The sequence below is a fragment of the Clavibacter michiganensis genome, from assembly GCF_016907085.1.
Classification (GTDB): Bacteria; Actinomycetota; Actinomycetes; order Actinomycetales; family Microbacteriaceae; genus Clavibacter; species Clavibacter michiganensis_O.
The window spans coordinates 406159-426918 of sequence record NZ_JAFBBJ010000001.1; the positions used below are offsets into that span (position 1 = coordinate 406159).

Consider the following 20760-nt stretch of genomic DNA (forward strand, 5'->3'; position numbering starts at 1 on the left):
GCCCGGTCAGCGGGAGCAGCGCCCGGAGTCCACCGGGGTCGTCGCGCTCGCCTGCTGCAGCACGGGCGCGATCTCGTCGAGCGTCATGGCGTAGCCCGTCTGGGAGTCCACCGTCGAGGTCGCGAACACGAGTCCGACCACGCGCCCCTGCGCGTCGAACAGCGCGCCGCCCGAGTCGCCGGGCCGGACGGTGCCGCGCACGGAGTACACCTCGCGCGTGACGGGCTGCTCGTGCTGGATGTCGGTCCCGAGAGCCTCGACCACCTCGCGGATGCGTGCGCCGGTGGCCTGGTACGGCCCGCCGCCCGGGTAGCCCGCGACGACGGCCTCGTCGGAGGCGGTGAGCTCGTCGCCGAGCGCGAGCGGCGCCGCGGTGAGGCCGGGCACCGCGAGGATCGCGACGTCGCGCGCGGGGTCGAACACCACGAGGTCCGCCTCGAGGAGCTGGCCCGTCCCGCCCTGCTGCACGTAGACCTGGTCGGACCCGGTCACGACGTGCGCGTTCGTCACGATGCGGTCGCCCTGCACGACCCAGCCGCTGCCGGAGGAGGACGTGCCGCAGGCGGGCGCCGACGAGAGGACCTTCACCACGCTCGACGCGGAGCGGCGCACGGCATCGGGGACTTCGGCGTCGGGCGCGGCCGTGTCGGCGATCGCCTCCTCGCCGTTGGCGAACACGCGCGGGTAGCCGACGTCGTGGAGCGCGTCGTCGAGGGCCGCGAGGGCGGTGCCGCTCGAGATGGGGCTGACCCGGTCGAGCGCCGCGACGATGCGCGACGACGACGCGAGCTGCACCGCCGGGATCACGCCGCTGGAGCCGAGGAAGCCGCCGATGAACCAGACCGAGACCGCCCAGGCCGCGAGGCCCGCGACGGCGCCGATCCCGCGGTCGAGGCCGCGCGCGGCGCCGCGCGGGCGGAGGAGGCGCGTGAGGACGCTGGCGACCTGCGCGAGGATCCCGCTGACGAGCGAGGTCGTGACGAGCATGAGCAGGGCCGCGGCGAGGGTGCGGGCGATCCCGGTGGCGACGCCGAACTGGTCGAGCAGCGCGAGGAAGGCCGGCGTGATCCACAGCGCGAGCAGGACGCCCAGCATGATGCCCGCGAGCCCGGCGACCGTCACGATGGCCCCGCGACGCCAGCCGGCGAGGGCGGCGAGCACGGCGACGACGAGGATGACGATGTCGACGGCGGGGCTCACCTGCACAGTCTGCCCCGCGTCACCGGCCCAATCCTGAGCGCAGCTCCTCGACGAGGTGCGTGACCACGGGGGCGAGCGCGCCGTCGTTCTCCTCGGCCACCCGCAGCTGCCGCTGGTAGCTCGCGCCGCGGTCGACGATGTCGAGGATCCCGCGCAGCTCCGCCTCGCAGCCGAGCGCGTCCGCGGTGGGGGAGAGGCGCTCGACGAGCGCCCGGGTGTCGTCGCCGACGAGGGCCTCCTCGCCCGCGGCGTCCTGGATGATGATGGCGTCCATCCCGTAGCGCGCCGCGCGCCACTTGTTCTCGCGCACGTACCAGGGCTGCATCCGCGGGAGCTCCTCGCCGCGGTCGAGCGCGGCCGACATGTCGTGCACCAGGCACTGCACGAGCGCCGCGAGCGACGCGATCTCCCCGAGCGTCGACACGCCGTCGAACACGCGCGTCTCGAGGGTGCCCCACTTCGGCGCCGGCCGGATGTCCCAGCGCAGCTCGCTGTGGTGGTCGATGACGCCGACGTGGGTCATGTCGCCGACGAGCCGCTCGTAGTCGGCCCACGTCGTGAGGTCGGGCGGCAGTCCCGCGGTCGGCAGCTGCTGGAACATGAGCGCCCGGTTCGACGCGTAGCCCGTCTCCTGCCCGGACCAGTACGGGCTCGACGCGCTGAGGGCCTGGAACCGGGGGAGGTGCACGAGGAGCGCGTTGAGGATCGGGAGCGCCTTCGACCCGTCGTCGATCCCGACGTGCACGTGCACGCCCCAGATCATCATCTGCCGCCCCCACCACCTGGTGCGGTCGAGCAGGGTCGCGTAGCGCTCGTTGTCCGGGGTGACGTCCTGGTCGGGCCACGAGCTGAACGGGTGGGTGCCCGCGCACATGAGGTCGATGCCGAGCGGATCCGCGACTTCCACCACCCGCTCGATGAGCCGCGCCAGGTCGTCCACGGCGTGCCCGACGCGGGCATGCGGCGCGCTGACCACCTCGACCGTGTTGGTGAGGAACTCCCCGGTCACGTGCGGGTGCGCGTCGTCGTGGGGGAACGAGCGGAGGATCTCGGGAGCGACGCCGGCGAGCTCGCCGGAGCCGCGGTCGACGCACGCGAGCTCCCACTCGATCCCGACGCGGGACGGGGGCCGGTGGGCGAAGTCGATCTGCATGCGGGTCCTGCCGTCCACGGGGTCTCGGGGCGCATGCGCCGGGTGTCGTCCGATCATGCCACGCACCCCGCGGGGCGGTCGGGCGATGACGCCGTGCGGCGCGCCGACGGGAGGGGTCCCGGCCCGGCCCGGCGTCTGCCATAATGATCTGTCGAGTCCGCGATCGTCCGACCCTCTAATCAGGCGCCGCGAGACCCCATCGAACCAATGCCGAGTGTGCCCCCACGCTCACGGCCGTCAGTTCACCCCACACAAAAGAAATTCAGGAGAATTGTGGCTGTCAAGATCCGTCTGAAGCGCCTGGGCAAGATCCGCGCGCCGTACTACCGCATCGTCGTCGCCGACTCGCGCACCAAGCGCGACGGCCGCGTCATCGAGGAGATCGGCAAGTACCACCCCACCGAGGAGCCCTCGTTCATCGAGGTCCAGTCGGAGCGGGCGCAGTACTGGCTCTCCGTGGGCGCCCAGCCCACCGAGCAGGTCGAGGCCCTCCTCAAGCTCACGGGCGACTGGGGTCGCTTCAAGGGCGACAAGGACGCCGTCTCCACCGTCCGCACCCGCGAGGCGAAGCCCGCCTACGTCGCGGACGAGAAGAAGAAGCCGGTCCTCAAGCCGAAGACCGAGAAGGCCGCACCCGCGCCCGAGGCCGCCGCGCCCGAGGCCGAGTCGACCGAGGAGCAGGCCTAGCCCATGCTCGCTCCCGCGCTCGCTCATCTGGTCAAGGGCATCGTCGAGCACCCGGACGACGTCTCCGTGACGAGCAAGGGATCCCCCCGCGGCGAGGTCCTCGAGGTGCGCGTGCACCCCGAGGACCTCGGCCGGGTCATCGGCCGAGCGGGTCGCACCGCGAAGGCCCTCCGGACGCTCGTCTCGGCTCTCTCCGACGGCCAGCGCGTCCGCGTCGATGTGGTGGACACCGATTCCTGAGGACATCGTCCGTGACCCCGCGGCGTTCCGCGTGGGCCGGCTGACCAAGGCGCACGGGCTCAAGGGCGCCGTCAAGCTCGAGCTGTTCACGGACGACCCCGACAAGCGCTTCGTCCCGGGCGCCGAGTTCTCGCTCCAGGTGCCCGACTCGTCCCCGTGGCACGGACGCACCCTCACGCTCACCGAGCTCCGCTGGTACAACAGCCACCCCGTCGGCTTCTTCGAGGGCGTCGCCGACCGCACGGCCGCCGAGTCGCTCGCCAAGGCCATCCTCTGGATGACGCCCCCGGCCGACGAGCCCGCCGAGCCCGACGCCTGGTACGACCACCAGCTCGTGGGCCTCAAGGTCCTCCGCGACGGCGTCGAGGTCGGCACCGTCTCGCTGGTCGACCACTTCCCGGCGCAGGACCTGCTGCACGTCGACACGCCCTCGGGCACCGTGCTCGTCCCGTTCGTGCAGGCCATCGTCCCGTCGGTCGACGTGGAGGCCGGCACGCTCGTCGTCACGCCGCCGCTCGGCCTGTTCGAGGAGATCCCGGACGAGCCGCCGACGCCCGACGCGGCCGCGACGTCCGACGCCGAGCCCGATCCCGCCCCCGAGGGCGACGACGCCCGCTGACATGCGGATCGACATCGTCTCGATCTTCCCCGAGTTCTTCGGGGTGCTCGACATCTCCCTCCTCGGACGCGCGCGTCAGTCCGGCCTCATCGACCTCCGCGTCCACGACCTGCGCGCGTTCACGCACGACCGCCACCGCACCGTCGACGACACGCCGTACGGCGGAGGCGCCGGCATGGTCATGCGGCCGGAGCCCTGGGGCGAGGCCATGGACGAGGTGCTCGCCGACGACGCGGATCCCGTCGTCATCTTCCCGTCGCCCGCAGGCGAGGTCTTCACGCAGGCCATGGCGCAGGAGCTCTCCGCCGAGCCGCACCTCGCGTTCGGCTGCGGCCGCTACGAGGGCATCGACCAGCGCGTGGTCGACCACACCGCCACGCGGGCCCGGGTCCGTCTCGTGAGCCTCGGCGACTACGTGCTGAACGGCGGCGAGGTCGCCGTCATGGCCATGATCGAGGCCATCGGCCGGCTCGTGCCCGGTGTCGTCGGCAACCCCGCGAGCCTGGTGGAGGAGAGCCACTCCGACGGCCTGCTCGAGCACCCGAGCTACACGAAGCCGCCCGAGTGGCGCGGGCTCGCCGTGCCCGACGTGCTGCGCAGCGGCAACCACGGCGCCATCGCGGCGTGGCGGCGCGAACAGCAGCTCGAGCGCACCCGCCGCGTCCGCCCGGACCTGCTGCCCGAGTAGCCCGACTCGGCGCCGGCCGCGCCGGCTCTCAGGAGCGGGCGGTGAGGATCAGCGGGCCGGACTCGGTGATCGCGACCGTGTGCTCCATGTGCGCGCCGCGCGAGCCGTCGGCGCTGCGGAGGGTCCAGCCGTCCTTGTCGGTGTAGATCTCGTCGGTGCTCTGCAGGAACCACGGCTCGATCGCGATGACGAGACCCGGGCGCAGCGGCACTCCGCGGTTCGGACGGCCCTGGTTCGCGATGTGCGGGTCGCCGTGCATGGTGCGCCCGACGCCGTGGCCGCCGAAGTCGGTGTTGACCGAGTAGCCGGCCTCGGTCGCGACGGCGCCGATGGCCGCCGAGATGTCGCCCGTGCGCCCGCCCGGCTGGGCGGCACGGATCCCGGCCTCGAGCGCGGCGGTCGTCACCTCGATGAGGCGGACGTCCTCGTCGCGGGGCGTGCCCACGATGACGCTGACGGCCGAGTCGCTGACCCACCCGTCGACGGACGCGGCGAAGTCGAGGCTCAGGAGGTCGCCGTCCTGCAGGCGGTAGTCGTGGGGGAGGCCGTGCAGCACGCCGTCGTTGACGGACGTGCAGAGCACCTTGCCGAACGGCATGGCGCCGAACGACGGGTGGTAGTCGATGTAGCAGGACTCGGCGCCGCGCTCGCGGATCATCCTGTGCGCCTGGCGGTCGAGGTCGAGCAGGTTGACGCCGACGTCGGCCTGCGCGGCGAGGGCGGTGAGCACGGAGGCCACGAACTCCCCGGCGGGTCGCATCTGGTCCATCTCGGCGGGCGTTCGCAGTTCCATCACGCGGAGGATCCTACGGGAGACGGGCTGCGGCGCCCCTGTGGCGCCCAGGATCCGCCCGTACCATCGCCCCATGCAGCAGTCCCCGCTCCTCGGCCTCCGCCGCGCGCTCTACCGCTGGCAGTTCGCCGCGGTCGTCGTGCTCCCCGCCTGGCTCCTCGTGGGCTGGGCGGCCTTCGGCTCCGGCGGATGGGAGCTCCTCCTCGTGATGCTCGCGGCGGCCGCGCTCGGGATCGCGGTGCTCGCCGCCCTCGGCCTCGTGCTCGCCCGACGGAGCGTGCGCACGGCCCGGGCCGTCTCGCCGACGGACGCCGCCGCGATGGGCGTGCTCACCCTCGCCGTCATCGGCACGGGCACCTACTCCGTCGTCAGCACGTGGTGCGCGGTCGTCGCGGTCCTCGCGGCCGTCGCCCTCGTCGCGCTCGGCATCCGGCAGCTGCTCGCGGAGACGCGGGAGCGGATGCAGGAGGTCATCGCCGTCATCGAGCGCGACGCCCAGCCGCGACCGCCCGAGTGGAAGGCCGCCGAGGGCCCCGACGCCGGGCGCACCATCCGGCTGGACTGATCGGCGGCGCCGGGATCCCGCGCTTTGCGCTCGACGCGCCCGAGGTGACACAATAGGCCATCGTGCCTGCCGTCGACCCTGCCACGGGGGAGTCGGCCACTCATGCGGGCCGTTCCCCTTCCAGACATTGATGCGCAGTCGACCCGTGGCGGTTGCAGAGAGCGGTACACCATGCACATCCTCGATTCCGTCGACAAGGCGTCGCTGCGGTCGGACATCCCCGACTTCCGCGCCGGCGACACGGTCAAGGTCCACGTCAACATCGTCGAGGGCAGCCGCTCGCGCATCCAGGTGTTCCAGGGCATCGTCATCGGCCGTCAGGGCGAGGGCGTCCGCGAGACGTTCTGCGTCCGCAAGGTCAGCTTCCAGGTCGGCGTCGAGCGCACCTTCCCGGTGCACTCCCCGGTCATCGACCACATCGAGGTCGTGACGCGCGGAGACGTGCGCCGCGCCAAGCTGTACTTCCTCCGCGACCTCCGCGGCAAGAAGGCGAAGATCAAGGAGAAGCGCTCCTAGCGCTTCCCCACCTGTCATCCCACTGAGCTCCCGGCGCATATGCTTGCCGGGAGCTCAGGCGGTTAAATGACAGACAGCACGGCGCCCGTGGAGACGAGATCCTCGGGCAGGCACAGCGGCAGCGGGTCGCGTGGATGGAAGACGTTCCTGCGGGACGTCCTCGTCATCTTCGTGGTGGCCCTCCTCGTCTCGATCCTGATCAAGGCGTTCCTGATCCGGTCGTTCTACATCCCCTCCGAGTCCATGGAGGACACGCTGCAGGTCAACGACCGCATCGTCGTCAACCAGCTCACGCCGCGGCTCATGCCGCTGCAGCACGGCGACGTCGTGGTCTTCCGCGATCCGGGCGGGTGGCTGACGCCGTCGCCCGAGGTCGACAAGCCGCCCATCGCCGCCGCCGTCGACTGGGCGCTCACCACGGTGGGCCTGTCGGCGTCCGACAGCAACGACCACCTGATCAAGCGCCTCATCGGCCTGCCGGGCGACCACGTCGTCTGCTGCAACTCCCTCGGCCAGATGAGCGTCAACGACGTGCCGCTGGACGAGCCGTACATCAAGCTCGTCCCCGGCGACACGCGCGCCTCCGACGTCGACTTCGACGTCACGGTCCCCGCGGACTCCCTCTGGGTCATGGGAGACAACCGCGGCAACTCCGCGGACTCGCGCTACAACGTCGACGGCCCCACCAAGGGCTTCGTCCCGATCGACCACGTGGTCGGCCGTGCGTTCGTCATCACCTGGCCCATCGACCGCTGGTCGATCCTCAGCGACCACCCCGAGACGTTCGGCGACGTGCCCGACGCGGTCCCCGCCGGCTGATGCCGGTCGCGGATCCGACCCTCGATCTGGAGCACGAGCTCCTCGGCGCTGGCGCGGCCCTCGTCATCGGCTGCGACGAGGTCGGGCGCGGCGCCCTCGCCGGACCCGTCGCGGTGGGCATGGCGGCCCTCGGTCCCGATCCCGGTCAGTTCCCGACGGGACTGCGCGACTCGAAGATGCTCAGCGAGAAGCGCCGGGAGGCCCTCCACCCCCTGGTGTCCTCCTGGGTGCGCCACTCCGCGGTCGGCATGGCGTCCGCCGAGGAGGTGGATGCGCTCGGGATCACGGCGTGCCTCGGCCTCGCCGGGCGGCGCGCGCTCGTGGAGCTGCACCACCTCGGCGCCCCGCTCCTCGACAGCGTCGTCCTGCTCGACGGATCCCACGACTGGCTCACGCCCGTCCTCGCGCATCCGGTTCCCGTGCGGGTGCGCGTGAAGGCCGACCGGGACTGCGCATCCGTCGCGGCGGCGTCCGTGCTCGCCAAGGTGCACCGCGACCGCCTGATGGCGACGTGGCACGAGGAGTCGCCCGAGTACGGCTGGGCCGGGAACAAGGGCTACGGCAGCCCTGCGCACCTCGACGCGATCCGGGCACGCGGCGCATCGCACCTCCATCGCCGCACCTGGCTCACCGGCGTGCTGGATTCCCCGGGCACGTGACGCACGTCCGCCGTCGGATCCCCGGCCCGCCCGACGTGCTCGCGGGGTCGGGCGGCGGCGCCGGTCGGCAGGCGGCGGCTGCGCGGGCGGCGGCTGCGCGGGCGGTTAGGATCGACGGACCATGGATGACGACGAGTTCGAGGACTACGACCGCGAGGTGGAGCTCGCGCTCTACCGGGAGTACCGGGACATCGTGTCCCAGTTCAAGTACGTGGTCGAGACCGAGCGGCGCTTCTACCTCGCCAACGAGGTCGAGCTCGTGCGGCGCGACACGGAGCACGACTTCTACTTCGAGCTGACCATGACCGACGTGTGGGTGTGGGACGTCTACCGCTCGGATCGGTTCGTGAAGTCCGTGCGCGTGCTCACGTTCAAGGACGTCAACGTCGAGGAGCTGTCGGCGAAGGAGTTCGAGCTCCCCAAGGAGCTCGCGATCGACGAGTAGGACTCCCCGCAGGGTCCCTCCCCAGGCACGCGCCGCGGGCCCACCGCACGGCCCGCTCGCGCCTCGCGTTCCCGGACCCTCCGGTCGCGCATCCTCCTCGCGGAGGTGCGCATGACACGCGAGCAGGACCTGGGACGGCGCGGCGAGGATCTCGCGGCACGGCATCTGATCGGGCGCGGCTACGCGCTCGTCGAACGCAACTGGCGGTGCCGCGAGGGCGAGATCGACCTCGTGATGACCCACGCCGGCACGACCGTCCTCGTGGAGGTCAAGACGCGCGCGGGGCTCGGGTACGGGCATCCGCTGGAAGCGGTCACGCGCGCCAAGGCCGCGCGGCTGCGGGTCCTCGCGGGCCTCTGGTGCCAGGCGCATCCGGAGCGGCGCGGGCCCGTGCGGATCGATGTGGTGGGAGTGGTCTGGCCCCGGGGCGGGCAGCCGTCCGTCGAGGTCGTGCGGAGCGCCTGCTGATGGCCGTCGGTCGTACGCTCGCCGTCGCCCTCTCGGGCCTCGACGGGGCTCTCGTCGACGTGGAGGCGGACATCACGAGCCAGCTCCCCGGGTTCGTGCTCATCGGCCTTCCGGACGCCGCGCTCAGCCAGGCCCGCGAGCGGGTCCGCGCCGCGACCGGCAACGCGGGATGCGAGTTCCCGGTCCGCCGGGTCACCGTCAACCTCTCGCCGGCCGTCCTGCCGAAGCACGGCTCCGGCTTCGACCTCGCGATCGCCCTGGCGGTCCTCGCGGCGGGCGGCTCGGTGTCGGCCGAGTCGGTGGCCGGCACGGTCCACCTCGGTGAGCTCGGCCTCGACGGGAGGCTGCGCCCGACGCACGGCATCCTGCCCGCGGTGCTCGCCGCGCGTCGAGCGGGAGTCCGCCGGGTCATGGTGCCGCGCTGCCACGCGGACGAGGCGTCCCTCGTGCCCGACATGCGCGTCATCGCCGTGGCGGGGTTGCGGGACGCGGCCATCCACCACGGCGCCGAGCTCGAGCCGGAGCCGGAGGAGGACGACGCCCGCCCTTCCACGCCGACGGGGAGCGGATCGACGCAGGCCGTCGGCGGCATGGAGCCGGTGGAGCCCTGCCTCGGCGACGTCGTCGGCAACGAGGAGGCCGTGGAGGCGCTCGTGGTCGCCGCGGCCGGCGGGCACCACATGTTCCTGCTCGGTCCACCCGGCGCGGGGAAGACGATGCTCGCGCAGCGGCTGCCCGGTCTCCTGCCCGACCTGGACGAGGAGGCCGCGCTGGAGGTCGGCTGCATCCGGTCGCTCTGCGGGGAGCGGCTGGGTCCCGAGCTGCCCGTGCGACCGCCCCTGGAGGCGCCGCATCACACGGCGAGCGCCGCCGGCATCGTCGGCGGCGGCAGCGGGCGCATCCGTCCCGGTGCGGCTGTGCGCGCCAGCGGGGGAGTGCTCTTCCTCGACGAGGCGCCGGAGTTCGCCGGCGCGGTGCTCGACTGCCTGCGGCAGCCGCTCGAGTCCGGGGTCATCAGCATCCATCGGGCTAACGGCGTCGCCCACTTCCCCGGGCGCTTCCAGCTCGTGATGGCGGCCAACCCCTGCCCGTGCGGGTCGTACGGCGTCGCGGGCTCCGACTGCTCGTGCCCGCCCCAGGCACGCCGACGCTACCTGGCCCGTCTCTCGGGGCCCCTCATGGACCGCATGGACATCCGGCTCGGCGTGCGCCGGGTCACGACGGCCGTGCACCTGGCCGCGGGGGATGGTCCCCGCGTCACGACAGCCACGGCGCGGGTGCGCGTCGCCGCCGCTCGAGCGGCCGCTGCGGAGCGATGGGCGATGACGCCGTGGCGCACCAATGCCCATGTCTCCGGCACCTGGCTCCGGCGCGAGGCGCGCATCGCCCGAGGGGCGACCGTCTCCCTGGACCGCGCGTTGGATCGCGGGCTGCTCACCATGCGCGGCTACGACCGGGTCCTCCGGATCGGGTGGACGCTCGCGGACCTGGAGGGCGCGTCGAGCCCCGATGCGGATCACCTGGGCCGGGCCCTCCTGCTGCGAGGTGCTTCGTGATCGGCGGTGAGGCGGGCGGCGTCGGGGACGCGCCTCCCGCACCCGACGATGCGGACCACCCCTCGCCGTCGCCGGCCGGACGCCGGGCGCGTCCCGCCGACGCACGTCGGAGCCATGTCCGGGGACCGGACTCGGCACGCGCGCGCGCCGTCGCCCGACTCGGCCTGCACTCGCGCGAGCTGGACGCGCTCATCGCTCCGCTCCGCCCCGATGCGGGACACCCTGGCGAGGAGGCGGGTGACGCGGACGCCGAGGAGGTCGCGGCGCGGTGCACGTGGTCCGGGATCGCGGAGCCCGGCGATCGCGTCGCCGGAGCGGTGATCGGCGTCCTGGGCGCATGCGCGTCGCTGGCCTCGGTGGTCGACGGCTGCTCGGCCGAGAGGGTCGTCGGGGCGATGCTCGAGGCGGGACTGGACCTGCAGGAGGACGGCCGCGCCGCGCTCGTCGACGAGGTGGAGGGGGCTCTGGAACGCTGGCGGCCTCGCGTCGTGCGGACGGAGGCGCTGGCGCGGCTGCATGCCGCTCGCGCGGTGGGCGCACATGTCCTGCTGCCGGGGGATCCGCGGTGGCCGGTCGGCGCGGACGACCTGGGATCGCATGCGCCGCTCGTCCTGTGGTGCACCGGCGCGCCGGACGCGGTCGCCGCGCTCGAGGGGTCCGTGGCGATCGTGGGAGCACGCGCCGCCACGGGGTACGGCGAGCACGTCACGGCCGAGTTGGCGGCGGGCCTCGTCGACCGCGGCGTCGCGGTGGTCTCGGGCGGCGCCTACGGCATCGACGGGGCGGCGCACCGCGCGGCCATCGGATCCGCGGGACGGACGGTCGCGTTCCTCGCGGGCGGGGTCGACCGCCTCTACCCATCCGGCCACGCGGACCTCTTCGCCCGGATGCGCCGGGATGGGGCCGTGGTGTCGGAGCTTCCCTGCGGGGCGTCCCCGACGCGGTGGCGGTTCCTGCTGCGCAATCGCCTCATCGCGGCGGTCAGCGCGGCCACGGTCGTGGTCGAGGCGGGTGCGCGCAGCGGGTCGCTGAACACGGCCAACCACGCGGTCGCCCTGGAGCGGCCGCTCGGCGCCGTACCGGGTCCGGTGACGAGCGTCTCGTCGTCGGGGTGCCACCGTCTGCTCCGCGAGTCCCAGGCGGTCTGCATCACCTCCGCGGACGACGTGATGGAGCTCCTGCCGGGCTGGGTCGGAGCGCGGTCGCACGTCCCGGGGTCGGATCCCCGGGGCGCGCCCCTCCGGGCCGGGCCGGGCCGGCCCGTGCCCGGCCGCGATGTCGTGGCCGAGCAGGCTCCTGCCGGGCCGTCCGACCCGCGCATCGTGCGCGTGCTCGACGCCCTCGCCGTGCGGCGCGGCCGCGACACCGCCGACGTCGCCGCGCGCGCGGGCCTCGGCGTCGCCGAGACGTCGTCCGTGCTGGGCATGCTCGAGCTCGAGGGGCAGGTCGCCCGGCCGGACGGCGGATGGGTGCGGCGAACGGGATCGCGCTGATGCGCCCGGTGCCGATGCCCTGTCCCTCGGGGAGCGCGTGCGGGCGGGGGCGGCAAGGCCGGAGCCCGATGAGCCCGGCCGGCCGAGGTCCATCGGCGCGGGCCGGCCGGGCTCGACGGGCCCGCCGGTTCCGCGCGTCCGGTCCCGGCCGATCCCCGTGCTGTCCCGTCCCCATCCGCGCGTCGGCTCGAACCGGGTCCGGGTCCGCGTAGCCTTCCGGGATGGACACGGTGCGGGGCGGCGAGGGCCGCGTCGAACGCGGGGCCGGGCGCCCGCCTGCTCCGCGCGTCGGACCGGGCGCCTCGGCGCTCGAGGCGGACATCGTCGCGTTCGAGACCTTCCTGGACCGGGAGCGGGGGAGCGCGTCCCACACCGTGCGGGCGTACTCGGCCGACCTCAGGGACCTCGCGGCGCACGCCGCACGACAGGGCATCACGACGTCCGCCGGCCTCGACCTGGAGGTCCTGCGCGACTGGCTGTGGCGGGGGTCCCAGGCGCGGCTGGCTCCCGCGACGCTCGCGCGACGGTCGGCCGCCGTGCGGGGCTTCGGCGCGTGGCTCGTCCGCACGGGCCGGGTCGACGCCGACCCCGCCGTGCGGCTGAAGGCCCCGAGGGCGGGATCGCATCTGCCGCGTGTGCTGGCGCGCGAGCAGATGTCCGCCCTCCTCGCCGCCCTGGCCGCGCAGGCGGAGGAGGACGACCCCGCCGCGCTCCGAGATCTCGCCGCCATCGAGCTGCTCTACGCCTCCGCCCTGCGCGTCTCCGAGCTCGCGGGCCTCGACATCGGCGACATCGACGCCAACCGTCTGACCGTGCGCGTGATCGGGAAGGGCGACCGCGAGCGCGTCGTGCCGTTCGGCGTCCCCGCCGCGGATGCCCTCGACGCCTACGTCTCACGCGGTCGTCCGGCGCTCGTCACCCCGCGCACCGGGACGGCGCTGTTCCTCGGCGCGCGTGGAGGGCGGTTGGGATCCCGCGCCGTCTACGGCCTCGTCGCCTCGCTGCTGGCGGACATCCCCGGGTCGGGACCGCAGGGACCGCACGCCCTCCGGCACACGGCGGCGACGCACCTGCTCGACGGGGGAGCGGACCTGCGCACCGTGCAGGAGATGCTCGGCCATGCGAGCCTCGGGACGACGCAGATCTACACGCACGTGTCGATCGATCGGCTGCGGCGCAGCTACGAGGGCGCCCACCCGCGCGCCTGACCCCGGGCATCGGAGGGGGCGACCCGTCCCGCGCGCAGGTCCTGCGCCGGGGATGCGACCGGGCCCGTGACGGGTGGTCACGGATCCAGCGGCAGCAGCACCGCGTGCTGCAGGGCGGTGAGCAGCAGGGCCGGGTCCACGTACTCGCCGTGCAGGCGCGCCCCGAGGTGCAGCCCTCCGTCGGGCTCGTGGCGGGGCTCCGCTGCGAGGGTGCCGACGACCTGACCGGCGACGACGACGTCACCCGCGGCGACCAGCGGCGCGACCGGCTCGACGGAGGACACGAGCCCGTCCGCGTGCCGGATGCTCACGACCGGGCGGTCGACGACCACGCCGGCGAAGGAGACGGTCCCATCCGCCGGAGCGCGGACCTCCGCGCCGGGGTCGATCGCGATGTCGATGCCCCGGTGACCGGGTCCGTACGCCGTGGTCGGCGCCTGGAACGGCCGCGTGACCGTGTGGGGCGGGTCGACCGGCCACCGCCACCGCGCCGCCGCCGCCGGGCGATCCTCCATGGTCAGCGCATCCGCCGCAGCCCGCCCCGGTGGGGACGACGCCGTCGCCCCGACGAGCAGCCCCACCGCGAGCGCTGCCGCGCCCGCCCTCCGCCATCCGGACCCGCCGCGCATGCGCCCTCCCTCCCCGACGGACGCGTCCCGACCCCCGGTCGGCCGCATCATGCCCCCTGCGGCGTCGGATGCCCGCCGGGTGATCGCCCCGTCGGAGAAGTGGCAGAGTGGTCCCCTGTGAACGAGACGACGACCCCCCGGGATGACAAGAAGCTCCAGCGACGCGCGATCGGCCTGGCCGTCTCGGCCGCGGTGGGGGGCTTCCTCTTCGGGTTCGACTCCTCCGTGATCAACGGCGCGGTCTCCGCGATCCAGGGCCGCTTCGAGCTGAGCGAGACGCTCATCGGCTTCGCGGTGGCCAGCGCGCTGCTCGGCTGCGCGCTCGGCGCCTACCTGGCGGGCCGCATCGCCGACCGCATCGGACGCCGCTGGACGATGATCATCGGCGCCGGCTTCTTCTTCATCAGCGCCTTCGGGTCCGGGTACGCGTTCAGCGTCTGGGACCTCACCATCTGGCGCATCGTCGGCGGCCTCGGCATCGGCATCGCCTCCGTCGTCGCCCCCGCGTACATCGCGGAGATCTCTCCCAAGCTCCTCCGCGGCCGCCTCGCGTCGCTGCAGCAGCTCGCCATCACGCTCGGCATCTTCACCGCGCTCCTCTCGGACGCCGTCTTCGCGGGAGCCGCTGGCGGCGCGTCGGAGGGCTTCTGGCTCGGGCTCGAGGCCTGGCGCTGGATGCTCCTCGTCTGCGCGATCCCGGCCGTGATCTACGGCTTCCTCGCCTACCGCCTGCCCGAGTCGCCGCGCTTCCTGGTCGAGAAGGGCCGCAAGGACGAGGCGCAGGAGATCCTCGCGAGCGTCTGGAAGCAGGAGGACATCGACCGCGCGAGCCGCGACCTCGAGCGCCAGATCGAGGAGGACCGCGTCGCCAAGCGCACGGGCACCCTCCGCGGCAACAAGCTGGGCCTCCAGGGCATCGTCTGGATCGGCATCATCCTGTCCGTGTTCCAGCAGTTCGTCGGCATCAATGTGATCTTCTACTACTCCACGACGCTCTGGCAGGCCGTCGGCTTCGACGAGTCGCAGTCGCTGCTCACCTCGGTCATCACCGCGGTCACGAACGTCGCCGTCACCTTCATCGCCATCGCGCTCGTCGACCGCATCGGCCGCCGCCCGATCCTCCTGTCGGGCTCGCTCGCCATGGCCGTGTCCCTCGCCGTGATGGCGATCTGCTTCAGCCAGTCCTCGACCGTCGACGGCGAGGTCGCCCTCCCGCAGCCCTTCGGCGTCATCGCGATCATCGCGGCCAACGTCTTCGTCATCGGCTTCGGCGCCTCCTGGGGCCCGCTCGTCTGGGTGCTCCTCGGCGAGATCTTCCCGAACCGCATCCGCGCCAAGGCCCTCGGCGTCGCGGCCATGGCCCAGTGGATCGCGAACTTCGCCATCACCGTGTCGTTCCCCGCGCTCTCCGCCTTCTCGCTGCCCTTCACCTACGGCATGTACGCGGCCTTCGCCGCGCTCTCCTTCGTCTTCGTGCTCACGAAGATCCCGGAGACGAACGGCATGTCCCTCGAGGAGGCCGAGACGCTCTTCGTCGACAAGCCCAAGAAGCGCACGAAGGCCGCGCGCGCCTGATCCGCCGTGCCGCCCCGCCGGTCGTCCGGCGGGTGGTAGCATCGACCAGCACCCGATCCAGGTCGGGTGACTACGCGTGCCCATCAGGCCGCCGCATCCACTCGGTCTCCTCGTGGCGATGATCCCTGTCGCTCGAGGAGCGGATGCGCGCCGGGCACCAGGATCAGCGGTCGTCCCGACCGCCGAGCGAACCGACGAGGCGCGCCGCGACAGCGCGCGCCGGAACAGGAGTACGGCCATGGCCGTCGTCACCATCCGCCAGCTGCTCGACTGCGGCGTCCACTTCGGTCACCCGAAGACGCGCTGGAACCCGAAGATGAAGCGCTTCATCTTCACCGAGCGCTCCGGCATCTACATCATCGACCTGCAGCAGTCGTTGGCCCTCATCGACAAGGCGTACGACTTCGTCAAGGAGACGGTCGCCCACGGCGGCACCATCCTCTTCGTCGGCACCAAGAAGCAGGCGCAGGAGTCCATCGCGGAGCAGGCGCAGCGCGTCGGCCAGCCCTACGTGAACCAGCGCTGGCTGGGTGGTCTGCTGACCAACTTCCAGACGGTGCACAAGCGCCTCAACCGCCTCAAGGAGCTCGACCTCGTCGACTTCGACGACACGACGCGCGGCTTCACCAAGAAGGAGCTCCTCATCCAGCGTCGCGAGCGCGACAAGCTGGAGAAGAGCCTCGGCGGAATCCGCAACCTCACCAAGACGCCCTCGGCGATGTGGGTCGTGGACACCAAGAAGGAGCACCTCGCCATCGACGAGGCGCGCAAGCTCGGCATCCCCGTCATCGGCATCCTCGACACCAACTGCGACCCGGACGAGGTCCAGTACCCGATCCCGGGCAACGACGACGCGATCCGCTCCGTCGCGCTGCTGACGCGCATCATCGCCGACGCTGCCGCAGAGGGCCTCATCCAGCGCCACCAGAAGCCCGACGCCGAGGGCTCCGCGCCCGCCGAGCCGCTGGCCGACTGGGAGCGCGAGCTGCTCGAGCAGGGCGACGCCGCCAAGGCCGAGCTGCCCGTCGAGGAGAACGACGTCGACGCCGAAGTCTCCGCCAAGAACGAGGCGAAGTCCGAGGACGAGGTCGCCGCGCCCGTGCACGCCCCCGAGTCCGACGACGCCACCGAGGCGAAGATCGAGGCCGAGGCTTCGGAGGCCGAGAAGGCTCCGGTCTCCGAGTAGTCCGACCGCACGCACCATCCCGACGGGCGGGCGCGGGCAACCGCGTCCGCCCGTCGGGCACTCACCTCCGGGAGACCCCCGGATCACCACCTACAGAAGGAGTCCACGAGCATGGCGAACTTCACTGCCGCTGACGTCAAGGAGCTGCGCGACCGCCTCGGCGCCGGCATGATGGACAGCAAGAACGCGCTGGTCGAGGCTGACGGCGACATCGAGAAGGCCATCGAGATCCTGCGCCTCAAGGGCCAGAAGGGCAACGCCAAGCGCGGCGACCGCTCCACCGCCGAGGGCCTCGTCGCCGCGTCCACGCAGGACGGCGCCGCCACCCTCATCGAGCTCGCGTGCGAGACCGACTTCGTCGCGAAGAACGACAAGTTCATCGCGCTGTCCGAGTCCGTCCTGGCCGCCGTCGTCGCTGCCGGCGCGTCCACCGTCGAGGAGGCCCTCCAGGCCCCCGCCGGCGAGCAGACCGTCGACCAGCTGATCAGCGACCAGGCCGCGATCCTCGGCGAGAAGATCGCGCTCCGTCGCGTCGCCCGCCTCGCCGGCGAGCACCAGGAGGTCTACCTCCACCGCACGTCGAAGGACCTCCCGCCCCAGGTCGGCGTCGTCGTCGACTACTCGGGCACGGACGCGGAGACCGCGCGCAGCATCGCGCAGCACATCGCGTTCGCCAACCCGGAGTACCTCGCCCGCGAGGACGTCCCGGCGGACAAGGTCGAGGCCGAGCGCGCGATCGTCACCGAGATCTCGCGCAACGAGGGCAAGCCCGAGGCCGCCCTGCCGAAGATCATCGAGGGTCGCCTCACCGGCTTCTTCAAGCAGGTCGCGCTCCTGGAGCAGGACTACGCGAAGGACAACAAGCAGTCCGTGAAGAAGGTCGTCGAGGCCGCGGGCCTCACGGTCACGGGCTTCGCCCGCTTCAAGGTCGGCGCCTAGCACCACCACGGGGAGCCCGGGTCGCATGCGACCCGGGCTCCCTTCTCCATGTCCGGGGAGGGCGGCCGCGAGGCGCCGCCGCCCCCGCCGGACGTCACAGTAGATTGGACCGGGGCCGGATCCGGCGACCGGAACGCGAGGACGGGAACAGCACCTATGACCGATCAGACCACCACCCGCCGCGTCCTCCTCAAGCTCTCCGGGGAGTCCTTCGGCGGCGGCCAGATGGGCGTCGACCCGGACGTCGTCAGCGCCCTCGCCCGCGAGATCGCCGAGGCCGCGAAGACCGTCGAGGTCGCCATCGTGGTCGGAGGCGGCAACTTCTTCCGCGGCGCCCAGCTCTCGCAGCGCGGCATGGACCGCGGCCGCGCCGACTACATGGGCATGCTCGGCACCGTGATGAACGCCCTCGCCCTGCAGGACTTCCTCGAGCAGGCCGGCGCCGCCACGCGCGTGCAGTCGGCCATCTCCATGACCCAGGTCGCCGAGCCGTACATCCCGCGCCGCGCCGTGCGCCACCTGGAGAAGGGCCGCATCGTGATCTTCGGCGCCGGCGCCGGCCTGCCCTACTTCTCGACCGACACGGTCGCCGCGCAGCGCGCCCTCGAGATCTCGGCCACCGAGGTGCTCGTCGCCAAGAACGGCGTCGACGGCGTCTACACCGGCGACCCCCGCACGGACTCGTCGGCCACTCTCCTCGACACCGTCACCTACCAGGACGCCCTGCAGCGCGGCCTCAAGGTCGTCGACTCGACCGCCTTCAGCCTCTGCATGGACAACGACATGAAGATGGTCGTCTTCGGCATGGAGCCGGGCGGCAACGTCACCCGCGCCATCCGGGGCGAGCGCATCGGCACCATCGTCTCCAACTGACGATCGGCGCTCCGCCGCCGCACCCGACGGGTCGCGTCGCGGACGGAGCGCCTCCCCATCCGCGTTAAGATCGACCGGGCGCTCACCGCGCCCGCGCTACCGAAGGAGATCCCGTGACCGTCGCCGAAGTCCTCGCAGATGCCCGAGACCGGATGGGCAAGGCCGTCGAGGCCGTGAAGGAGGACTTCGGGAGCGTGCGCACGGGCCGCGCGAACCCCGCCCTCTTCCAGAAGGTCATGGTCGAGTACTACGGCAGCCCCACGCCGCTCGGCCAGCTCGCGAGCATGAACAACCCCGAGGCGCGCACGCTCATCGTCACGCCCTACGACAAGACGGCCCTCAAGGAGATCGAGAAGGCCCTCGTCAACGTCCCGAACCTCAGCGCCACGGTCGGCAACGACGGCGAGATGGTGCGCCTCACCCTCCCCGAGCTCACGGAGGACCGCCGCAAGGAGTTCGTCAAGATCGTCCGCGGCAAGGCGGAGGAGGGGCGCGTCAGCGTCCGGAACATCCGCCGCCGCTCCAAGGACGAGCTGGACGCTCTCAAGGGCGAGGTCGGCGACGACGAGGTCGCGCGCGGAGAGAAGGAGCTCGAGGCCCTCACCAAGACGCACACCGACCAGGTCGACGACGCGCTGAAGCGCAAAGAGACCGAACTCCTCGAGGTCTAGGTGGCCAGCCCCGAGGATCCCGTCGAGCGGGCGCCCGTCGTGCCGCCCGCGTCGGGTCCCGACGGCGCTCCGCGGATCCGCCGGCACCGCGGCCGCGTGACGCGCGCCGAGTTCGAGGCCCAGGTCCAGGCGACGCGCGCCGACCTGACCGCGCAGGTCCGGGCGACGCGTGCGTCGCTCGAGGCGACGAACGACCGCATTAACGCCCGCACGGGCCGCAACCTGCTCTTCGCGGTGACGGTCGGTCTCCTCCTCGGCGGCGTCGTCCTCGTCAGCCTCGTCGTGGTGAAGCAGCTGTTCCTCCTGATCGCCGTCGCGCTCGTGGCGTTCACCGCGTACGAGCTCGCGACGGCTCTGCGGCAGGCGGGTCGTCGCGTCCCGCGCGTGGGCTCGGTGATCGCGGTCGTCGCGCTCATGCCCATCACGTACTACGGCCGGCCCGACGGGCAGTGGCTCGGGCTCCTCGGGGCCATGGCCTTCGTCGTGCTCTGGCGTCTCGGGGAGCAGGTGGTGCCCACCCGGCGGACCTCCGCGCGCGCGGTCGTCGGCGACATCGGCTCGAGCGTCTTCCTGCTCGCCTACGTCGGGCTCCTCGGCTCGTTCGCCGTGCTGCTCACCGCCGGCGAGGGCGGGGAGTGGTGGACCCTCGCGTTCCTCATCCTCGTCGTGTGCTCCGACACGGGCGCCTACGTCGCGGGGCTCAACTTCGGCAAGCACCCCATGGCGCCCACCATCAGCCCGAAGAAGACGTGGGAGGGGTTCGCCGGCGCGGTCGGCGCCGCGGTGCTCGCCGGGATCCTGCTCTCGCTGTTCATGATCCAGCAGGAGTGGTGGTTCGGCGTGGTGCTCGGCCTCGTGATCGTGGTGACCGCGACCCTCGGCGACCTGGCCGAGTCGCTCATCAAGCGGGACCTCGGCGTCAAGGACATCAGCTCCTGGCTGCCGGGCCACGGCGGGTTCCTCGACCGCCTCGACTCGGTGCTGCCGTCCGCGGCCGTGGCCTATGCGCTGTTCCTCATCGTCACGGGCGCTTCCTCATAGGATGTCCCGGATGACCACCACCTTCCCGAGCGCCGGGCGCCGCGAGCGCGGCTACGACCCGGACCAGGTAGACGCCTTCCTGCGCGACGCGCGCCGCTGCTACGACGACGAGGCCGACCGCTCGCTGACCTCCGAGACCATCCGCCGGGTGTCCTTCGACATGCGCCGCGGGGGCTACTCGGCCGCCGCGGTGGACCGGGTGCTCGAGCGCCTGGAGGACGCGTTCGCCGTGCGGGAGCGCGACCGCACGGTCGCCCGCGTCGGCGCCGACGCCTGGAACGCCGAGGCACGGCGCGCGGCGCAGGAGATCCTCGACCGGGTCAGCCGGCCCACGGGGGAGCGCTTCGACCGCGCCGGGTTCCTGACCACCGGGTACGACCGCCGCGAGGTCGACCGCTTCGCGGACCGCGTGGCGAAGTACTTCCGCGGCACGAAGCCCATGAGCGTCGACGACGTGCGCACCGTGGCCTTCCACCCGCGCCGCGGCGGCTACCGCGAGGCGCAGGTCGACCTGCTGCTGGACGCCGTGATCGACGTCATGAACGCCGTCCGCTGATCCCTCGCCCAGCCGGTCCTCCCCATCCCGTCTGCCTGGCAGGACGCCCCCGATCCGGTCCGGGAGTCGCCATCCGGGTAACGGTTGGGTAAAGTCGTGCGGAGCCATGGGTAGACACACGAACGCACTCGCTCCTCGCCAGCCGCTCACGACCGCTCCGAGGGCCGTCCCGCGACGGCGC

General features: G+C 72.7%; 24 protein-coding genes. 20 read left to right on the forward strand and 4 right to left on the reverse strand.

The genetic code is table 11. The features are described from left to right. Positions 1 to 6 precede the first annotated feature (6 nt). Positions 7 to 1200: a MarP family serine protease gene (locus JOE38_RS01835; RefSeq protein ID WP_307838818.1), complete on the reverse strand. Its 1194-nt coding sequence runs from the start codon at positions 1198 to 1200 to the stop codon at positions 7 to 9. A 19-nt stretch (positions 1201 to 1219) separates the two neighbouring features. Continuing rightward, positions 1220 to 2353: a glutamate--cysteine ligase gene (locus JOE38_RS01840; protein WP_204574610.1), complete on the reverse strand. Its 1134-nt coding sequence runs from the start codon at positions 2351 to 2353 to the stop codon at positions 1220 to 1222. 273 nt (positions 2354 to 2626) lie between these two features. On the opposite strand from JOE38_RS01840, the gene rpsP reads away from it, so the two are divergent. The 4 genes from rpsP to trmD are packed head-to-tail and all read left to right on the forward strand — an operon-like array spanning position 2627 to position 4587. Then, entirely contained in the window at positions 2627 to 3040 is a 414-nt protein-coding gene (rpsP, locus tag JOE38_RS01845) for a 30S ribosomal protein S16 (protein WP_015490055.1), read from the forward strand. Between the two features lie 3 nt (positions 3041 to 3043). Next, positions 3044 to 3280 (forward strand): RNA-binding protein, encoded by a 237-nt coding sequence (locus JOE38_RS01850; protein ID WP_204574611.1) that lies wholly within the window; start codon positions 3044 to 3046, stop codon positions 3278 to 3280. Further along, positions 3258 to 3899 (forward strand): ribosome maturation factor RimM, encoded by a 642-nt coding sequence (rimM, locus tag JOE38_RS01855; RefSeq protein WP_204574612.1) that lies wholly within the window; start codon positions 3258 to 3260, stop codon positions 3897 to 3899. Before JOE38_RS01850 ends, rimM begins: the two co-directional genes overlap by 23 nt. Position 3900: 1 nt before the next feature. Then, positions 3901 to 4587 carry a tRNA (guanosine(37)-N1)-methyltransferase TrmD gene (gene trmD / locus JOE38_RS01860; protein WP_204574613.1) on the forward strand — a complete coding sequence of 229 codons (687 nt, stop codon included), beginning with the start codon at positions 3901 to 3903 and terminating at the stop codon, positions 4585 to 4587. 28 nt (positions 4588 to 4615) lie between these two features. On the opposite strand, the gene map is transcribed toward trmD, so the two are convergent. Continuing rightward, positions 4616 to 5383 (reverse strand): type I methionyl aminopeptidase, encoded by a 768-nt coding sequence (gene map, locus JOE38_RS01865; protein WP_204574614.1) that lies wholly within the window; start codon positions 5381 to 5383, stop codon positions 4616 to 4618. 70 nt (positions 5384 to 5453) lie between these two features. Between map and JOE38_RS01870 the strand changes: the two genes are divergently transcribed. From JOE38_RS01870 to JOE38_RS01910, 9 genes are all read left to right on the forward strand, one after another. Continuing rightward, the gene (locus JOE38_RS01870) at positions 5454 to 5945 is read left to right on the forward strand and encodes a hypothetical protein (RefSeq protein WP_204574615.1); all 492 of its coding nucleotides are present in this window, start codon (positions 5454 to 5456) and stop codon (positions 5943 to 5945) included. Between the two features lie 171 nt (positions 5946 to 6116). Then, the gene (rplS, locus tag JOE38_RS01875) at positions 6117 to 6461 is read left to right on the forward strand and encodes a 50S ribosomal protein L19 (protein ID WP_012298189.1); all 345 of its coding nucleotides are present in this window, start codon (positions 6117 to 6119) and stop codon (positions 6459 to 6461) included. Between the two features lie 66 nt (positions 6462 to 6527). Further along, on the forward strand, positions 6528 to 7280 hold the full coding sequence (lepB, locus tag JOE38_RS01880; RefSeq protein WP_204574616.1) for a signal peptidase I: 753 nt from the start codon (positions 6528 to 6530) through the stop codon (positions 7278 to 7280). Beyond that, a complete protein-coding gene (locus JOE38_RS01885) occupies positions 7280 to 7939 on the forward strand; it encodes a ribonuclease HII (protein WP_204574617.1) in 660 nt (219 codons plus the stop codon). Before lepB ends, JOE38_RS01885 begins: the two co-directional genes overlap by 1 nt. Before the next feature lie 121 nt (positions 7940 to 8060). Further along, positions 8061 to 8384, forward strand: a complete 324-nt coding sequence (locus JOE38_RS01890; RefSeq protein ID WP_012038062.1) for a DUF2469 family protein — start codon at positions 8061 to 8063, stop codon at positions 8382 to 8384. Positions 8385 to 8495: 111 nt separating this feature from the next. Continuing rightward, positions 8496 to 8852, forward strand: a complete 357-nt coding sequence (locus tag JOE38_RS01895) for a YraN family protein (RefSeq protein WP_204574618.1) — start codon at positions 8496 to 8498, stop codon at positions 8850 to 8852. Beyond that, entirely contained in the window at positions 8852 to 10408 is a 1557-nt protein-coding gene (locus tag JOE38_RS01900) for a YifB family Mg chelatase-like AAA ATPase (protein ID WP_204574619.1), read from the forward strand. Before JOE38_RS01895 ends, JOE38_RS01900 begins: the two co-directional genes overlap by 1 nt. 191 nt (positions 10409 to 10599) lie before the next feature. Then, a complete protein-coding gene (gene dprA, locus JOE38_RS01905) occupies positions 10600 to 11901 on the forward strand; it encodes a DNA-processing protein DprA (protein ID WP_204577107.1) in 1302 nt (433 codons plus the stop codon). A gap of 221 nt (positions 11902 to 12122) precedes the next feature. Continuing rightward, positions 12123 to 13109, forward strand: coding sequence for a tyrosine recombinase XerC (locus JOE38_RS01910; protein ID WP_239544727.1), 987 nt, complete (start codon positions 12123 to 12125; stop codon positions 13107 to 13109). Between the two features lie 77 nt (positions 13110 to 13186). Here the strand turns inward: JOE38_RS01910 and JOE38_RS01915 are convergent, their stop codons facing one another. Continuing rightward, a complete protein-coding gene (locus JOE38_RS01915; RefSeq protein ID WP_239544728.1) occupies positions 13187 to 13624 on the reverse strand; it encodes a murein hydrolase activator EnvC family protein in 438 nt (145 codons plus the stop codon). 231 nt (positions 13625 to 13855) lie between these two features. Between JOE38_RS01915 and JOE38_RS01920 the strand changes: the two genes are divergently transcribed. The 7 genes from JOE38_RS01920 (at position 13856) to JOE38_RS01950 (ending at position 20579) form a co-directional block, all read left to right on the forward strand. Continuing rightward, entirely contained in the window at positions 13856 to 15313 is a 1458-nt protein-coding gene (locus JOE38_RS01920) for a sugar porter family MFS transporter (RefSeq protein ID WP_307838820.1), read from the forward strand. Positions 15314 to 15551: 238 nt separating this feature from the next. Continuing rightward, positions 15552 to 16499 carry a 30S ribosomal protein S2 gene (gene rpsB / locus JOE38_RS01925; protein ID WP_204574622.1) on the forward strand — a complete coding sequence of 316 codons (948 nt, stop codon included), beginning with the start codon at positions 15552 to 15554 and terminating at the stop codon, positions 16497 to 16499. Between the two features lie 111 nt (positions 16500 to 16610). Beyond that, positions 16611 to 17438 (forward strand): translation elongation factor Ts, encoded by an 828-nt coding sequence (gene tsf, locus JOE38_RS01930; protein WP_012038070.1) that lies wholly within the window; start codon positions 16611 to 16613, stop codon positions 17436 to 17438. Positions 17439 to 17594: 156 nt separating this feature from the next. Then, positions 17595 to 18311: a UMP kinase gene (gene pyrH / locus JOE38_RS01935; protein WP_043672556.1), complete on the forward strand. Its 717-nt coding sequence runs from the start codon at positions 17595 to 17597 to the stop codon at positions 18309 to 18311. Between the two features lie 152 nt (positions 18312 to 18463). Then, entirely contained in the window at positions 18464 to 18982 is a 519-nt protein-coding gene (frr, locus tag JOE38_RS01940; RefSeq protein ID WP_045929184.1) for a ribosome recycling factor, read from the forward strand. Next, positions 18983 to 20023: a phosphatidate cytidylyltransferase gene (locus JOE38_RS01945; protein ID WP_204574623.1), complete on the forward strand. Its 1041-nt coding sequence runs from the start codon at positions 18983 to 18985 to the stop codon at positions 20021 to 20023. Between the two features lie 10 nt (positions 20024 to 20033). Continuing rightward, positions 20034 to 20579, forward strand: a complete 546-nt coding sequence (locus JOE38_RS01950; RefSeq protein ID WP_086506111.1) for a DivIVA domain-containing protein — start codon at positions 20034 to 20036, stop codon at positions 20577 to 20579. Positions 20580 to 20760: the final 181 nt, after the last annotated feature.

Bases quoted from the DNA above. Each gene is read 5' to 3' on its own strand.
- JOE38_RS01840 (WP_204574610.1), bottom strand. From the start codon at position 2,353: ATGCAGATCGACTTCGCCCACCGGCCCCCGTCCCGCGTCGGGATCGAG.
- JOE38_RS01850 (WP_204574611.1), top strand. From the start codon at position 3,044: ATGCTCGCTCCCGCGCTCGCTCATCTGGTCAAGGGCATCGTCGAGCAC.
- rimM (WP_204574612.1), top strand. From the start codon at position 3,258: ATGTGGTGGACACCGATTCCTGAGGACATCGTCCGTGACCCCGCGGCG.
- trmD (WP_204574613.1), top strand. From the start codon at position 3,901: ATGCGGATCGACATCGTCTCGATCTTCCCCGAGTTCTTCGGGGTGCTC.
- JOE38_RS01870 (WP_204574615.1), top strand. From the start codon at position 5,454: ATGCAGCAGTCCCCGCTCCTCGGCCTCCGCCGCGCGCTCTACCGCTGG.
- rplS (WP_012298189.1), top strand. From the start codon at position 6,117: ATGCACATCCTCGATTCCGTCGACAAGGCGTCGCTGCGGTCGGACATC.
- lepB (WP_204574616.1), top strand. From the start codon at position 6,528: ATGACAGACAGCACGGCGCCCGTGGAGACGAGATCCTCGGGCAGGCAC.
- JOE38_RS01885 (WP_204574617.1), top strand. From the start codon at position 7,280: ATGCCGGTCGCGGATCCGACCCTCGATCTGGAGCACGAGCTCCTCGGC.
- JOE38_RS01890 (WP_012038062.1), top strand. From the start codon at position 8,061: ATGGATGACGACGAGTTCGAGGACTACGACCGCGAGGTGGAGCTCGCG.
- JOE38_RS01895 (WP_204574618.1), top strand. From the start codon at position 8,496: ATGACACGCGAGCAGGACCTGGGACGGCGCGGCGAGGATCTCGCGGCA.
- JOE38_RS01900 (WP_204574619.1), top strand. From the start codon at position 8,852: ATGGCCGTCGGTCGTACGCTCGCCGTCGCCCTCTCGGGCCTCGACGGG.
- JOE38_RS01910 (WP_239544727.1), top strand. From the start codon at position 12,123: ATGGACACGGTGCGGGGCGGCGAGGGCCGCGTCGAACGCGGGGCCGGG.
- JOE38_RS01915 (WP_239544728.1), bottom strand. From the start codon at position 13,624: ATGGAGGATCGCCCGGCGGCGGCGGCGCGGTGGCGGTGGCCGGTCGAC.
- rpsB (WP_204574622.1), top strand. From the start codon at position 15,552: ATGGCCGTCGTCACCATCCGCCAGCTGCTCGACTGCGGCGTCCACTTC.
- tsf (WP_012038070.1), top strand. From the start codon at position 16,611: ATGGCGAACTTCACTGCCGCTGACGTCAAGGAGCTGCGCGACCGCCTC.
- pyrH (WP_043672556.1), top strand. From the start codon at position 17,595: ATGACCGATCAGACCACCACCCGCCGCGTCCTCCTCAAGCTCTCCGGG.
- frr (WP_045929184.1), top strand. From the start codon at position 18,464: ATGGGCAAGGCCGTCGAGGCCGTGAAGGAGGACTTCGGGAGCGTGCGC.
- JOE38_RS01950 (WP_086506111.1), top strand. From the start codon at position 20,034: ATGACCACCACCTTCCCGAGCGCCGGGCGCCGCGAGCGCGGCTACGAC.